The organism is Clostridium sartagoforme (assembly GCF_004794105.1).
Taxonomy (GTDB): Bacteria; Bacillota; Clostridia; order Clostridiales; family Clostridiaceae; genus Clostridium; species Clostridium sartagoforme_B.
This window is the reverse complement of sequence record NZ_SRYR01000003.1, coordinates 19,848-37,429: the sequence shown is the minus strand read 5'-3', so window position 1 is coordinate 37,429 and position 17,582 is coordinate 19,848. Positions and strand designations below refer to the sequence as shown.

Annotated in this window: 11 protein-coding genes; 3 read left to right on the top strand and 8 right to left on the bottom strand. The window is 29.6% G+C overall.

Annotated elements, in window-relative coordinates; translation table 11 throughout:
- From E5347_RS08690 to E5347_RS08680, 3 genes are all read left to right on the top strand, one after another.
- Positions 1-456, top strand: a complete 456-nt coding sequence (locus E5347_RS08690; RefSeq protein ID WP_136006475.1) for a hypothetical protein — start codon at positions 1-3, stop codon at positions 454-456.
- A 112-nt stretch (positions 457-568) separates the two neighbouring features.
- A complete protein-coding gene (locus E5347_RS08685) occupies positions 569-760 on the top strand; it encodes a carboxymuconolactone decarboxylase (protein WP_136006473.1) in 192 nt (63 codons plus the stop codon).
- Positions 761-966: 206 nt separating this feature from the next.
- The gene (locus E5347_RS08680; protein ID WP_136006471.1) at positions 967-2,214 is read left to right on the top strand and encodes an MFS transporter; all 1,248 of its coding nucleotides are present in this window, start codon (positions 967-969) and stop codon (positions 2,212-2,214) included.
- 156 nt (positions 2,215-2,370) lie between these two features.
- Here E5347_RS08680 and E5347_RS08675 read toward each other — a convergent pair whose 3' ends face one another.
- From E5347_RS08675 to E5347_RS08640, 8 genes are all read right to left on the bottom strand, one after another.
- Positions 2,371-3,585, bottom strand: a complete 1,215-nt coding sequence (locus E5347_RS08675; protein WP_136006468.1) for an ABC transporter permease — start codon at positions 3,583-3,585, stop codon at positions 2,371-2,373.
- 21 nt (positions 3,586-3,606) lie between these two features.
- On the bottom strand, positions 3,607-4,491 hold the full coding sequence (locus tag E5347_RS08670; RefSeq protein WP_136006466.1) for an ABC transporter ATP-binding protein: 885 nt from the start codon (positions 4,489-4,491) through the stop codon (positions 3,607-3,609).
- An 18-nt stretch (positions 4,492-4,509) separates the two neighbouring features.
- Complete coding sequence (locus tag E5347_RS08665; RefSeq protein ID WP_136006463.1) at positions 4,510-5,076, bottom strand: hypothetical protein; 567 nt, start codon at positions 5,074-5,076, stop codon at positions 4,510-4,512.
- A 193-nt stretch (positions 5,077-5,269) separates the two neighbouring features.
- Entirely contained in the window at positions 5,270-5,818 is a 549-nt protein-coding gene (locus tag E5347_RS08660; RefSeq protein WP_136006460.1) for an RNA polymerase sigma factor, read from the bottom strand.
- Between the two features lie 182 nt (positions 5,819-6,000).
- On the bottom strand, positions 6,001-6,615 hold the full coding sequence (locus E5347_RS08655) for a VanZ family protein (RefSeq protein WP_136006458.1): 615 nt from the start codon (positions 6,613-6,615) through the stop codon (positions 6,001-6,003).
- Between the two features lie 242 nt (positions 6,616-6,857).
- A complete protein-coding gene (locus E5347_RS08650) occupies positions 6,858-7,436 on the bottom strand; it encodes a TetR/AcrR family transcriptional regulator (protein WP_136006456.1) in 579 nt (192 codons plus the stop codon).
- Between the two features lie 14 nt (positions 7,437-7,450).
- Positions 7,451-7,903 (bottom strand): methylglyoxal synthase, encoded by a 453-nt coding sequence (locus E5347_RS08645; RefSeq protein WP_136006454.1) that lies wholly within the window; start codon positions 7,901-7,903, stop codon positions 7,451-7,453.
- 355 nt (positions 7,904-8,258) lie between these two features.
- A complete protein-coding gene (locus tag E5347_RS08640) occupies positions 8,259-16,940 on the bottom strand; it encodes a GH36-type glycosyl hydrolase domain-containing protein (RefSeq protein WP_136006452.1) in 8,682 nt (2,893 codons plus the stop codon).
- Between the last annotated feature and the right edge of the window lie 642 nt (positions 16,941-17,582).

Below are 17,582 nucleotides of genomic sequence, written 5' to 3'. Positions count from 1 at the left end.
ATGAAAAAGATTAAATCTTCAAGTTTTATAATAATTATAATGTCAGTAATAATATTTTTATTGCTTGGCCTTAGTTACTATCTTTTTACTGAAAATAGAAAACTTGATTTTAAAATGAATATAGGTACTTATACTGGTAACAATGGTAGGTTAATAAGTTATCCTATTTCTGATAAAGATGACTATAGAGCAATATTATTTTCTTTGATAGATGCAAATTCTATTGAAGAACCAGATATCGCTAATAAGTTACCTGATGCTAGCATTTTAATAGGTGACTCTAAACAAGGAATAGGATATTTAGATTCAGATGTTTGGTTTGATAATGATAAGATTATCTTTAATTTAGGTGGCAAATATAATATAGACTCTAAGTATAAGGAAATTAGTGGTGACGGCGTAGAGTATATTATTGAATTAATTTCAAAATATAAGCCTAAAAATAATTTTGATTAAACAACTAATAAAAATATTCTAGGAAAATTAAATAATACTGATTTGTATAAATATATTGTAATTTATTTATACTATCAATTCAAAATACGTTATCAGATAAGGAGTTATTCAAATGATACTTGATATTAGTATAGCTACGATTATTGCTACTATTTTAAATATTGCTTTATTAATAGCCGTTATACTCTTAATTTATAAGTTCATAAGAATTATTAGAAATTTTATAAATAAGCATAACGAGCTAGATAAAAAAGTAGATGCTATTTTAAATAAATTAGATAGCAAAAATAATAATTCAATTTAAAACTATCTTATTGCCTAAAAGTAAATAAGTCATTTTACAATTCTTAATCTAAATATAAAGTCAATGAATATATAAGACTAATTTTAAATATAAAGTTAATAAATGTATAAGACTAATTCTAAAAACAAGAAATTCAGCCTGCTGAATTTCCACATTAATTGATAATTGCAAATTGTTAATTGTTAATCGTAAAAAAGGGGGAAATTATGAAAGGTTTAACTAAACAAGAATTAAGCTGGGCTCTTTATGATTGGGCTAACTCGGCTTACTCAATGACTATTACTTCATCAGTCCTTCCAATGTATTTTAAATCTGTAGCTGAGGCTGGAGGAATGTCCTCTTCTAACTCAACTGCACTATGGGGTTATACTATCTCCCTATCTACATTGGTTGTATCAATGCTTGCACCAATTTTAGGTACAATAGCAGATTATAAAGGTAATAAGAAAAAATTCTTTAAGACATTCTTTAGTGTTGGAGTATTAGCTACTACACTACTTGCTTTTGTTCCATCAAATAATCCTATACTACTACTTATTTGTTATGGATTTGCCTTAGTTGGATTTTCAGGTACAAACATATTTTATGATGCCTTTTTAGTAGATGTAACTACTAAAGAAAGAATGGACAAGGTATCTTCAGCAGGTTTTGCTCTTGGATATATAGGAAGTACTATACCTTTTATAATATCTATTGCAGTAGTTTTACTTTCTCAAATGGAGATAATACCTATTTCACTACCTCTAGCTTGTAAGATAACCTTCTTAATAACAGCTGTTTGGTGGCTTGTATTTACTATTCCAATATTGAAAAATGTTAATCAAGTTTATTATATAGAACCTGAAAAGGAACCTATTAAGAAATCCTTTGAAAGACTACTTAAAACATTAAAAGCTATAAAAAGTCATAAGAATATATTTGTTTTCCTAATAGCATACTTCTTCTATATAGACGGAGTTGATACAATAATCGGAATGGCTTCATCCTATGGAACAGACCTTGGAATATCAATGGTATCATTACTTATAATATTATTATTAACACAATTTGTAGCCTTTCCTTTTACAATTATTTATGGAAGACTTGCAGAAAAAGTTGGGGCTAAAAAACTTCTTTATGTAGGAATAATTACTTATATCATAATTTGTATTTATGGATACTTTATTACAACTGCCCTTGGCTTCTGGATACTTGCAATGGCTGTTGGATCTGCTCAAGGTGGAATACAAGCAATTTCAAGATCTTTCTTTGGCAAAATGGTACCTAAAGAAAATGCAAATGAATTTTTCGGATTTTATAATATCTTTGGGAAATTTGCAGCAATAATTGGGCCCTTCTTAGTTGCAGTAATAACACAAGCAACAGGGCAAACAAGAAATGGAATTTTAAGCCTTATAGTTCTATTTGTAATAGGATTCTTTGCTCTTGGTAAAGTTAAGGAAGAAGATAAATAAAAATTATTCCCTTCCCATTTACCTTAATATATTATTTATAAAAAAATTTAAAGAAGAAAGTCAATTTATTTTTCATTGACTTTCTTTTTTCAATCTTTAAGTATTTAATTATATATAAAATATTTTAACCTAATTATTTTTTAATTAATAAATATTTTAATCTAACTTATGATGGTTATAAGAATAAACTGTCAAACTTAAAAATAATGGTATCTGTATTATAGCTACTATAATTACCGCATATGGAACCCATATGGAAAATGATCCAATATTTAAATAATCAAATCCTGCAAAGTCATAAAGTATACTATTTTGAAGTGCTAATCCTCCAGATGGCCAAATACTATGAACCCAGCTCCCAATTGATCCAGGTAATATAGCTGGCAAAAATATTGGAAGTATACAAGTAACTAATGTGCCTGTTAAAGATGCAACCTGTGTTTTACATATTGATGATAAGAATAATACAAAACTAAGCATTGCTGATAGTAATATTCCACTGACAATAATAAGTATCCATTGCATTTGACCTACAGTCCATGGCACTAATATATTAATTGAAAAGAGCATCTGAATAGATGTCTGTAAACTCTCCCATCCAAAAAGACTATTTGTTACTAATATCCATATCAAAGCACAAATTGTAAATGCTACTCCAGAAATCAAAAAGGCTGATAAAATTTTGGTAACAGCTAGGCGATTACGTCCATATTTTGTGCAACGTAAAATACTATCTGCTTCAGTCTGATAATCTGAAGAAAATATCGGTGCAGCAATGATACTGCAACAAAGCATAATAATGAATAATAAAAGGGGTTGGTAGTCCATAGCATCTGCTGTAATACCTGAATAATAATAAAATGGTTTTGGCACATTACTGAATTTTTCTATAGCATCTTTTTGTGCCATATCTGAATTCGGTTGCTCCATCTCCATCAGAGAAATTAACTTTTCCAAAGAATCTTCATAAAAATCTTTAGCATTCCCTGGATTTAAGTCCATAATTTCAGGTTCCATGCCTGTCACAGGGTTCACATTCACCTCTAAAACGCTTTTAATTAATGGTGCATAGGGCAAATATTTTTCTTTATAAACGTCACTAGGTAATTCATAAATATCTTTTACCCCATTTTCTCTCAATGTTTCCTGCACTGATTCTATTGCATATTGAATTTTTTCTGGTGTAACTTCTCCAGATATTTCTTCTCTAATTTCCTTGTAACGCCTGATCGCACTAACACCTTCCAATGTTTGTCCATTATTATCCGTATAATACATAAATGTAGTCGGTATATATGCGAACAATACAGAACATATTACTGCTCCTAGAAGTAAAATCCATGTTAATCTAGTTTTTAGTACACGCTTCAACTCTAAACCTAAAAGGCGCATTTATTTCACCTCCTTATTAGTTTCCTGTGGGAAAAGCCATAGATATAAGTCTTCCAATCGAGGTTTCACTTTGAATGATTCTGATGAAAAAGGTTTTTCTGCTAAATATCGTACAGTTACTTTTCCATCATCCTCATTTCTTAAGTTTACAATCTGTAATTTCTTCTCATATTCAGGTAATTGTTCTGTAGATACTTCGCACTCCCACACTTTTCCATTCATTTCTTGTACTAATTCGTCTGTGGTTCCTGTTGCAATTATTTGTCCATTTTTCATAATGGCATTCTTTGTAGCTATATACTCTATATCCGATACAATATGTGTAGAAATCAATACAATTCTATCTTTTGCAAATTCCGAAATCATCTTACGGAAACGTACACGTTCTCCTGGATCTAACCCACTAGTAGGCTCATCTAAAATCAATACCTCTGGGTCATTTAAAAGTGCCTGGGCAATTCCTACACGTCGCTTCATCCCACCAGATAATTTATTAATTTTCTTATTTCTAACATTTTCAAGGGATAAATTTTCTAAAAGCTCATTAATTTTTTTCTTTGTATCTTTTTTTGTTAACCCCTTTAACGTAGCAACATATTCTAGATAGTCCTTCACAGTAAACTCAGGATAGAACCCAAATTCTTGTGGAAGATATCCAAAAATATCACGGTATTTTCCCTTTAATGTAGTAATAGGAATTCCATCGTATTCTATTTTCCCATCAGATGGCTCCATAATTCCAGCAATCATTCTCATCAATGTAGTTTTACCTGCACCATTAGCACCTAACAATCCCCATACACCTGATGTAATATGAAGACTAACATCATTCACAGCATTTTTATCTTTAAACTGCTTTGATACATTATTAATAAATAATTCCATATCTTTCCCCTTTCTAATTTACACAATCTGCAACTCTATCACAGCAGATCGTAACATTATATAATGAACCTGACTAATGCAAATTCCAATCAGGATGACACAAATTCCAATCCATCCTATATTAAACATTTCTCTAAAAATCCATGGACATGCTTTCCACATTACAACTGCTCCACATAAAATAGATCCTCCTAAGGTAATACAAAGAAGCTTAAATCTTTTCATTGGAACATGACCTATTAAATATAGCACTGCGCTGCTCATCAGAAGAAATGGAATTAACAAATACAATACTGCATTAATAATGCTAACTGATGTATATAAAATAGTTATCAAAAGTAATCCTACTATCATAATTCCATCTCCAATTCCAATCATCAAAAGTTTTGCCAGTAACAACCTACTTGTAGAGAATCTTGTTGCCGCTTCAATTTCATTCATTCTATACCTTAAGGATCGTTCCACAAAGGGAACTGATGTCATCATGATTAAAACTGCACAACCACATAATAATATAGAAATCTGCCATCCATTATCTAGAGATAACTCTCCATATGCATATCCAAGTATGCCTACCAATATCAATAAAGCTAATCCTTGTACCAACCAAATAGAATATGAAAGGTATTTCACTTGCCTTATAAAGAATTCCCAGAAACTAATTCTACATCCTCCCTGCATTCTTAAAAATTCTCTATTTGTGTTTTTTAATACCCTCTGTAAATGAGTTTCATCTTGTATTTTTACTTGATTCTGCATTGCTTGTTTCAATTGCTTTTCAAGTTTTGTGTTCAATTCCATTTCCTCCTTTCTTATATTCTGATTTCAACTGCTTAAGAGTCCGGCGTAAGCGGGACTGTACTGTACGTAATGGCAATTCTGTAATGCTTGCAATTTCCCGTAATGAAAGACCTTGACTAAATCTAAGTATTACAATTTCTCTTAAATCATCTGATAAATCTTTTATCATCTGATGCAATTGAATATCAGCCTCTACTTCTAAAAATCCTTTCTCAATGTACGAAAATTCTTCCTGCTGATTCTCAATAGAAACATCTTTTATATACTTTTTCCTATGCATGTCCACACATGTATTAGCTGCAATTTTATATAAAAATGCTTTAAATTGCCCTTTATGAACATAATAATCAAAGTATCTTATTGCTTTCAAAAATGTCTCTTGAGTAGCATCTTCTGCACTTTCCCTACTTTGTGCATGCCAGAGACAATAACGTAAAATATCTGAGTAATAAAATTTAACTAAGTCACTCAATGCATCACTGTCACCATTTTTTATTCTATTTAATAATTCATTTTCGCGCGTCAATTTAATTCCTCCTAAGGGCGTCCCCTATATAATATAACGATTCAAACACACAAAATGATTTTAAAAATTTAATTTTTTTAAATCTTTTTATGTGTTTTCCTTTAAACCAACAATCACACACAAAAAACTAATCAAAACAAAAAAATAAATACCCTTAGGATTCTTCCCAAGGGTATTTATCTTTATATTATAAATACGCTTATTATTGCTATAAAAACATATAAATATGGTTCTAATTTAATAATCTTACTTTCAAAAGCTTTAGTATCTACAACTGTTTTTCTAGTTAACTTTTTAAATACTTTTCTTAAAAAGTTAAATATAATCCATCCAAGAATTGTACCTAAAGTATTCATTATTAAATCATTAATATCAGTTGCCCTATTCTTAGTAAAAAGTTGTCCTATTTCTATTATAAAAGAAAATATTATTCCATATGATAATGTTCTTAAGAAACTTCTGTACTTCTTCCATAAAGTAGGTAATAAAAATCCAAAAGGCATAAAGAAAATTATATTTAATATACCTGAAATATCAAATCCATCATTAAAAGGTATTAAATTTATATTAGGATTAAATATAGCTTCATTAAGTACAGATAGTCTTCTCCATTCACTTAGTGATGGGAAACCAACAACTTCTGCTAATGCAATCATTAAATAAATCATAAACATATATCCAAATATGTTATGCTGCACTCTAATTTTTTCTTCTTCCTTATAACTAATTCTCATAACAATACTTATTAATATTGTAAGTAAAACTAATGCTAATATTAAACTTATTAACTCATTCATACACTATCCCCCTATGTATCAATACATATATAAATCTATTTTAGTATGTTTTATAAATACCTTACACATACATATATGATTATATAAATAACTTCTTAATATTTGCTTAAGCCCTCCTTAAAATCATCTTAAATGTAAAATTTAAGGAAATATAAAAAAGAAACTCAGCACTGCTGAGTTTCCACCTGAATTTCACATTTTCAATTAATAACTATTAATTAAGCTATTCTTAACATAGATTCCTAGACTTTTTCTCTAAGCTTAATACCACTTTCAAAATATCTCATAAACTTTTCTACTACTTCATCATTATCATATTCTTCATCACTTAAAAGTTCGAATAGTGCTGAAGAAACTAGAACTCCTAGCAGACCATAACTTAGTAAAACTGGGTCTTCATCTTCTATATATCCGGCATCCATAACTGCTTTGAATTTCTTCGAGCTTTGATTTATAAGACTCTTTATTTCTTCTCTTAGCATATTATTTCTTTCACCAGTTCCCCAAATTTGACTAATTATAACCTTAAATAAGTCTTTATTCTCGTAAACATATTTAAGCTGAACCTTTGCTGATTCTTTTATTATTTCATATGGATCCTCAATGTCTATAGTTGCTTTATCAACTTCATCATGAATAAGGTTCATACCTTCTTTTATAATAAATATAAAAAGCTCTTCCTTACTTTTAAAATGATAATATAAACTGCCCTTTGCAACTCCAGCTCTCGCAACTACTTCATCCATAGTAGCACCTGAATAACCACAATTAGAAAAAACTTGTATGGCTGATTCAAAGATAGCCCTTTTAGTTTTATTCATTTACTCACACCTTCTTAGAAATTATCCTTACGTATTCTATCATAATAATCTATAACATTTCTATCATACTCTTCATTGAATTTTTCAGAGTTCAAAATAAAATCTGCTGTTGATTTACTCATTGCAACTACTACATCATATAAAACAGCTATTCTAAGTAAGGCTTTCACATCTGGATCATGAGGCTGTGATGTTAATGGATCCCAGAAGAATATCATTAAATCAATATCTCCATCAACTATTGCTGCACCAATTTGTTGGTCACCACCCATAGGTCCACTTTTAAAACCTTCTACCTGTAATCCTGTTTTTTCGCTTATTAACTTAGCTGTTGTTCCAGTTCCACATAGTTTATGATTTTTTAATACTTCCTTATTTTCTTCTGCCCAAGCAATTAAAGCCTTTTTTCTATTATCATGAGCAATAAGAGCAATTTTTTTACTTTTGCCCATTTTATAACCTGCCATAAACATCCCCCTCTATACTAAAACTGTATAATTTATCCGATCGCTACCATTGCTAATACTCCCACCTTCTATAAGTGGGAGCTAAGCACTGCTACTCGCCTGGATTAGTTCTTCTAACCTTCAGATGGAGCACAAGTATTCCTACACTCTGTGAAAGTGCTTTACACAAAATACAATATTTTGGTTCTCTACTTTTTAAGAAAACTCCACCTGAAGATAAGAATCACTTTATCTAATAGTCACTAATAAAATTATACATAAGTAAATTTTAATTTACAATGGCAGGCTAAATAATATCTCTAACTCTAACTTCTATATTAAGGCTAAGTTATAAAACTAATTCCTAATATAAATGCTATATCAATACTACTACTTCTAAGTTACCTTTATTTCTAGGTATTATATTATCTTCTGATCTTTTACCATTAATCAATATTCCCTTTTCCTCATTACCTTCTGCTCTTTTAATTTTTATGTTATAATTTTCATCCTTATTATTTATTTTTATTTCGTATTCTTTCCATGAATCAGGTACACAAGGTATAATTTCATATCCTTTATCTCCTAGCTTTTTAAGACCTAATATGTCTTCAAGTCCAACCTTATACATCCATCCAGAAGCTCCAGTATACCAGCTCCAGCCACCTCTTCCACCATGAGGTTCTTTAATATATACATCTGCAGCCATTACATAAGGCTCAACCTTATATCTTCTTGCTTCAAGCTCAGTATTTGAATGATTGATTGGATTTATCATATTATAATACTTCCAAGCCTTATCACCTAAGTTTAGTTTAGTTAATGCAAGGATTACCCAAACTGCAGCATGGGTATATTGGCCTCCATTTTCTCTAACTCCAGCTACATAACCCTTTATGTATCCTGGTTCTAGGGATGATTTATCAAAAGGTGGTGCTAAAAGTTTTATTAATCCATGGTTTTTATCTACCAAATACTTATCTACTGCTTCCATAGCCTCAATAGTTCTAGCTTCTTTTCCAGCCTTAGAAATTATAGACCAGCTTTGTGCTAAGGAATCTATCTTACATTCATCATTTTCTCTTGAGCCTAAAGGTGTACCATTATCGAAGTAAGCTCTTCTATACCATCCTCCATCCCAAGCATTTTTCTCAAGATTTTCCCTTATAAATTCTTGCATCTTTATATAATCTTCTTCTTTGCTATTATCATTTTTAAACTTACAGATTTCCTTAAAGTTATCAAGTATTTTATATAGGAACCAACCTACCCAAATACTTTCACCTTCACCTTTATTTCCAACTGTACTCATACCATCATTCCAGTCACCACTACCCATTAAAGGTATGTTGTGTCTACCAAACTTTAAGGCAATATCTATAGCTTTTAAGCAATGCTCATAAATACTTCCACTTTTACTAGATTGATTTACTATAGTATATCTTTCATCTTCACCTTCTCTTAAAGGTTCATCCTCTAAATAAGGTGCTTCCTCTTCCAAAATACTATAGTCCCCTGTTGAATTAATATACTCAGCTGTCACATATGGAAGCCATAATAAATCATCAGAAAATCTAGTTCTAATTCCTGAATTTATAACTGGATGCCACCAATGTTGAACATCTCCTTCTAAGTACTGCCTTGAGGCACTTCTTAGTATTTGCTCCCTAGTTATAGATGAATCTAAAATACCTATAGACATAGAGTCTTGAAGCTGATCTCTAAATCCATATGCTCCACCACTTTGATAGAAAGCAGTTCTTGATAAATATCTACAACTAAGAGTTTGATACATAAGCCATCCATTTAATAGATAATCCATTGAGGCATCTGGTGTCTTAACTTGTATATTTCCTAGGAAATTTGACCAATAATCTTTCACGTTTTCAAGTGCAGAATAAACATTATCTAAGTTTCTATAATTATTAATCTTTTCCTTAATTAATGATTCTTCCTCTTCTTCTCCTAGTAAAACAACTATTTCTCTTTCTTCATTAGACTTTAAGCTAATATTTAATTGAGTAGCTAAACACGGATCATAAATACTTCCTGAAACATTATTTAAAGAAGTCATTGATAATGCCTTAGGCTTACCTAGGTCACTTCCAACTCCAACAAAGCTCTTTCTATCTCCAGTAAAGCTTTGAGAATTATTATTTCCATCCTTATTATCAATAATAGAAAGGTATGCTTTTTGTTTTCCAAAGTACTTAGAGTAAGGATTTTCTGCATAAATATAATTATCTTTTATTGAAGTTGTAATATACTTTGCACTTCCATAATTATATACACCAAGAACTAATTGAGCATAGTAGAATAAGGATAAATCTCTATCCATATCTGAAAGATTTTTAATCTTTACCTTACATAACTTAACCTTCTCATCTTTTGGACAAAATACCTGCATTTCACCTTTAATATTGTAAGCACTATGAGTAAAGGTAGAATAACCAAAACTATGTTTAATAGTATATTCTCCACCATCTCTTATAGGCATTGGAGTAATTGTAAAGTATGCTCCTAATTTATTATCTCTAATATATAAGGCTTCTCCTGTAGGATCACTTACCCAGTCATTACTCCAAGGTGTAATCTTATTTTCTCTACTGTTTCCATACCAAGTATAGCTTGAGCCAACTTCAGAAATATGGAACCCAAAATCCTTATTTGAAATTACATTAATCCATGGAGCAGGTGTATTTTCATAGTCTTTAAGTTTTATAACATAACTCTTATCATTTTTATCAAATCCACCATAGCCATTAAAGAAATCTAAATTTTCTTCTTTTTCTTCTAAAGTTTCTGTATTTGCTACATTTTCTAATATTATACTATTATTCATATCCTCATCAGAAACATTTGCACTTCCATCTATTGAAACTTCATCAATATTAGTCTCAGTGTTATTAATATTACTTTGATTATTAAATCCATCTAAGATTACATTTTCTTCAGCTAAATTATTTCCATCATGCTTATGTTTAGCATTATTTCTAATATAGTCAGATTCATTTATATTAACCTTAATTCTATTTGTATAAGAATCGTCTTTATAAATATTCTTATTATAATCATAGCTAACTGCTTCAACTAACTGTTTAGATAAAGTACCTTCCTTAGCATTTATATAAAGCTTTGAAATTCCAATAATAAAGTTTCTAATATTTTCATCCATAGTAGCCTTATTATGAATAAATATTCCACCAGCCTTATTTATATTTTCTCTTTCTAGAGAGTTTTTAACTGTTGAAATTATATCTTTTTGCAAAGGCTCTTCATAGGATACTTCTTCCTCATTGTAGATAATAAGGTCAGTCTTAATTCCCTTATTTCTAAAGTAGTAATGCATATTAATAACTTGCCTTAATAAGTCTATATCTTCTTCACCATAAATAACTAAAAGTATAATAGGTAAATCCCCTGAAATACCGTAAGACCATAGATTTTCTTGATTCATACTTATATTTTTAATAAAATCTTCTCTATTTTTCCTACCACTATGTAGGTATAAAATATATGATGCTAAACTTTGATAAATATTTGCTTGAGCTGATCTTATTCCAATATGTTTAAGCTCTAATTGATTAGAGTAATTATAAGCATCTTCAGTTTTTTCAATTACTGATACTTCCTTATATTTATAAGTTAGATTTAAAATTTCTTCTTTACTTTCAGCTACACCAGTTAAATAGTAAATTGTTTTTTCTTCTAAAGGCTGAATAGTTACCCTGCTTCTTATACTCATAATTGGATCTAATACTGTTCCAACTGTATTTTGAAGTGGAGCATCATTATCCATAACTTCTGGATCTTTTAAATTTCGATTTCTACCAATAAAGTTAAGCCTTGAAGTTTCATAAGTTAAGTCTCCATCTAATTCACTATTAGTAGCTATACTATGGAAGATATAATGAGTTACTGCTCCTGCTGCCCTTGGTCTTCTATTTCCAATTAAAGCTTTAGCCTCTTCATCATATTCTGTACTTATAAAAAGATTAGAGAAACTTGGATGAACTGCATCTCCCTCAAAAGATTGCAATGTCACTTCTAAGTAACTTGTTATTTCTAAAGTTCTTTGCTTTTCTCCATTGTTTTTTAATGTAATTTTTCTTATTTCCACATTATCTTCAGTAGCAAGACTTACCTCATATTTAGTAGAAATATTTCCATCTTTTCTTTCAAACCTTGCCTTATCTAATGTAAATTCAATAGCTGACTCCTCACCATAATCTTTGCAAGGTTCAAAGGTTGCACTCCAAAAATCATTACTATTTAAATTCTTTATATAAAAGAACATTCCACTAGAATCCGCTGTAGAATCTCCCTTCCATCTGTAAACAGTCATATCATCTTTTTTAGAATATCCGCTACCATTATTAGCTATCATAGTTGAGTAAACTCCATTAGATAATAATAAGACTTCTGGATTTTCTCTTTGCTCATCTCCAAAAATTCTAGGGACAAATTCCTCTTTTTCTAATGGTTTTTTAGTAACTTTCTTAATGTCTATATCTCTATCAAATACAATATTTTCAGGAATTCTTTCCTTTAATAATATTTCAACAGCCTTAATTTCTGGTATATTATGAAATCTTTCTTGAAGAATATTATTATTCAAGGCATTGTCTAAGGCTAAAAGTGACATTCCTAAATGGTGAACCATATAGCATCTTACTTCCTTAGGTCCTTGCTCTGAGTCACTGTAATCTATTGCTTCTATAAAACCATATTTTCCATAAGCTTTATTATCGTAAATTCTCTTTAAATTACTTACAGAATCTTTTATGGCATAAGGTATAGTCATAATTGATGAATAAGGTGATATTACTAGCTCATCTTCTAATCCTCTCTTTAGTCCAACACCTGGTACTCCAAAAGCTTTATATTGATAGTTTTGATTTATATCAAAAACATAGTAAGCTGATTCTGAAATTCCCCAAGGAGTATCTTTTCTGCCACCATAAGTTTTTTGCGCCTTAACTACAGAAGAATAAGTTAAAGACCAAATAGTATTATCAAAGGCTTTTAATACTTGGAAAGGCATAAAATATTCAAACATAGTACCACTCCAAGAAACTAATGTCTTTTCTCCAAAAGCCTTGGTCATATTTCTACTTAAGTTATACCAGTGCTCTTTTGGAACTTCTCCTCTTGCAATAGATAAAAGTGATGCAATCCTTGCTTCAGATGCCATTAAGTCATAATAGGAATTCCCAAGTGAATCTTCTTCAACATTATATCCAATAGCAAATAATCCTCTTTCCTTACTAAATAGGAAACCAAACTTCATATCCTCCATAATTGATGATATTTCTAAATATAAACTAGTTATTCTTTCATTAAATTCCTTAAGTTTAGAAATCTTCTTATTTAATATTTCTTTAAATTCTTCCCCTGAAGAAACACTTATTTCCTCTAACCTATCTATTAAATCTTCTAAGGTAAAATCCTTATCCTCATTTAATTTATCTAAGACTAATTTTTCTACTCCATTAAAGATAAAGTCATAAAAATCTATTTTTCTTTCTGTCTCTTCCTTTAACTTTTCTAGCCAATATCTATCTTCACTTTCATTATTTTCTTCAATTTTTTCTAGTCTTTCTTTAGTTCCTTCATACTCCCTATTAAGTATTTCTCTATAATCAACTAAATTAATTTCTTCTGGAATACTATCATAGAAATCCATATTGAAATCTTCCCTAAGTATAAAGAAGATATCTCTTAAACCATGAATTTCCTTATCTCTAATTATAGGTTTTTTACTTAATGTCAACAGTTCTTCCTTAATTATCCACAGATAACCTAGTAAGTTTCCACTGTCAACTGTGGATACATATCTTGGCCATAGAGCTTCTTTTGTTTTTGTATTGTACCAGTTTAAATAATGTCCCTTATATTTTTCAAGACCTTTCATTCCATCTAAAATAACTTCAAGCCTATATATAAATTCTCCAATAGATAAATATCCAAGATCATAAGCAGTTAAATTACTAATTAACCCCATGCCAATATTAGTAGGAGACGTTCTATGTGCCACTCCTTTATAAGGCTTTTCTTGATAATTATCTGGAGCTAAATAGTTATTTTCTGCATTAACAAAATCCTCGTAATAAGCCCAAATCCTTCTGCTTATCTTACTTAAGAACTTTCCATCATCTATATCTAAAGCTTCTTTTTCAATTATTTCTTCCCTAGATATCTTACAAGCAATAACAGGTGCTAAAATCCATAATATTGCTATTGGAATAGTTGTAACTATTACTTCTAAAGAGTTTGTAAGACTTAATAATAGAACAATTATTCCAAAGCCTCCAGATATCCACATTCTATTGTAATACCATATGTAATTATCCTTTACTGAAGAATCAACATTTTCAGCTGTTCTCCATTGAAGTAATTTCTTCTTTGATATAGTTAACCTATAAATAGTTCTAACTATTGCATCTATCATTAAGTAAGCCTGATAAGGAATAAAACTTAATATAAGAATTATTTGCCTTAAATTCTTAAAGGTTCCCATTAACTTTTTCTTAGGTGTTACAACAAAGTCTGTAACTGTGAACATTAGAGGTAATATTAAAGCTAAGAATAGTAGTATTGAAACTTGAACAGCACCTTTTAATACTGTTAAAGTAACTATAAATCCTATAAGTAAGCTTGGAGCAAGTAAGCTTCTTCTTAAGTTATCTAGTATTTTCCATCTAGATATTAAAGATAGCTTTTCTGAAAATATATAACTTGCAATTTGCCAATCTCCTCTAACCCATCTATGTAATCTTAAAGCACTAGAAAGATAGCTTGAAGGATAGCTATCTACTACTTCTACATCTGTAAGCAATGCACATCTAGTTAATACTCCCTCTATTAAGTCATGGGATAAAACCTTATTTTCCTTTATTTCATCCTTTAAAATATTATAAAAAGTATTAATTTCAATTATCCCTTTTCCAGTAAATATACCTTCAGAGAATAAATCTTGGTATGTATCTGAAGAAGCTGTTGAGTAAGCATCTACCCCTGCATCTCCAGCAAATAGCCTAGAAAAATAAGTTTTATGCTTATCCTCTAAACTAACACTTACCTTTGGCTGCATTATGCTATAACCTCTAACTACTCTTCCATCTTCAACTTTTGGTCTATTTAAGACATGGCTCATAGCTGAAATTAATTTTTTAGCACTACCAATAGGTAAGAAGGTATCACTATCTAAAGTTATCATGTACTTTATATCTTTTATATTTTCTATATCGCTGCTAATAACATTGTAGCTAGTTTCCTTATCACCTTTAATAAGAGCCATAAACTCCATAAGTTTTCCTCTTTTTCTCTCATAGCCCATAAATATCTCATCTTTAGGATTATAGATTCTTTGTCTATTAAGGAAATAGAATCTAGGATTATCTTCATTAGCATATTTTAGATTAAGTTCATTAACTACATTTAACGCCTCATCATTTATTAATTTATCACCATTTTCTTCTTGGTTTTTACTATCATATAAATCCCCAAGTAATGCAAAAAATATATTCTTATCTCTATTTGCTAAATAATAGATTTCTAACCTCTTTAATAGAGTTACAGCCTCTTTAGGATTAGATAAAATTGCTGGTATTACAACAATAGTTTTATCTTCATAGGGTACTCCCTTTGAATAATCCATCTTAGGAATAAAACTTACCTCTGTTACCTTTGCAATAAACCAATTATATAGTGATATAACAACTTCACTTGATGGTATTAACATTAAAATAAAGGCAAGTATATATTGAGTAGTAGTAAAACTTAGTGGTACTAAATATGTAATAAGAAGAATTAATAAATCTAATAATACTGTTCCCATTACTATTGCTAAGATATATGATGTTTCTGATAAATTCTTCTTTAAGTTTTTGTTTATTTCCTTATTATTTGAAAGTCCACATCTCTTTAGTACATCATAAATTCCAGAGTCTACTATGTAATATCCTATATGCCTTTTATATAAATCTCTATTTTCAATATATAAACTACTTAACTCTAAAGCAGTCTTTGCTATTTCAATTTCATCTACATTAGTTTTTCTAGATAATTCCTCAAGCTTATGTCTATAATAATCCTTAGTTTCAAAATCCATATTACTATATACACCAGCTGGATCTTGAAGTAAAAGTTTTTCTACTTCAGAAGTTTCTGCATGGAACTTCTTCCAATTTATTGAGTCCATAACTCTTAAGGAATTAATATTAGCTCCAATAGAAGTTGCAATAGTCCCTTCTTTAATATGATCTTTTATTATTTCCTTTTCAAAATTACTATTTTCTTTTCCTCTAAGCCTATCTAAAACAAACTTATAAATTCTTTCATCTTCAACAGAATTATCTCTTAAAATATTAAATAACCTATCTATAAACTCAGGTGAAAACATTCCATCATGAAGGCTCTCATCATCACCCATATAGCCTAAATTAGTACTACTATTTTCATTAGATTCATCTTCTAATTTATTATCAAATTTAGGTTCATTCTTTAATGGATACTTTTCTTGAAGCTTATTTAAAAGAGCCTCTATCTTATTTTTTTCATAATAATCTATAACTAAATTAGCAAGATCTTTTGCTCCAAGCCTTTGCTTTTGAAGCACAACCATCTTATGTACTATATTTGCAAGGTTTAAAATCAAAGAAATCCTAATCATAAGTGGAAATGCCCAAAGCTCTCCAATATTAAAATCCTCTTCTTGATTATTAATAAACTTTATAGCCTCTTCTAAAGTAATTACATTAGAATTTATTTCTATATATTCCTTAGCTAGTAAGTATATTCTAGGATATTTGACATCTTCTAAATCAATACTAGGAAGATTGTTAAAATAATTAACTGGTAAGTTATTCTTAATTGTCTTATATTCTTTTTCTATAAGATAAATATTATCAAGAAGCCACTCTGCTGATGGTATAACCTCTTCTCCCTGCTTAACTAATTTATTTAAATATTTATGATTATGAAGAATCCCCTTAAATGCTTCATTTAGCTCTATTAGAACAGTTCTTCTACCATTTCTTATTGCTTCATCCTTCACAAATAACTCCCCTTTCTTTAGCTCATTTATAATTCCTATCCAATATTATTTCTATATTTAAGTATTTTACCCATTGGATAAACTTATTATTTGCAGAAATATGAAAAATTACTCATTTGTATTAAATTGTGCAGGAGTTATTAACATATTATGCTCGGACTCCGTCGCTAGCTCCAAGTCGTCTTACGCACAATATGTTAATAACGCCTTAATTAATTTAAACTTGTAAAATCCCAGCCTACTAAAGGAAGAAATTCAGGCGAGCTGAATTTCAAGAATCATGGCTTACTATGTGTGTTGAGTTAAAATATAATTTAACTGTAAATTTACTGTAAAGTACTAAAATAATGATATATACTAGCAATTTATTAAAACTATCTACACGCTCAACAATAATCTCTGAAATTTATATAAGCTGGATTTCAATGATTTTTAATGAGTAAAACGGTGGTTGAAGGGGAAGGACGTAATGGATAACCTTCTTTAAATATAAAAAAGTAGCCCCAACACTAATTGGAAAGCTACTTTTTAACTTACGATAAAATACTATTCAAATTTTATTTTTCTCAATTATCCTGTAATTATTAAAAACACTTTCAATAAAAAGTAAAATAGAGTTATCACAAGACAACTCCATTAAAA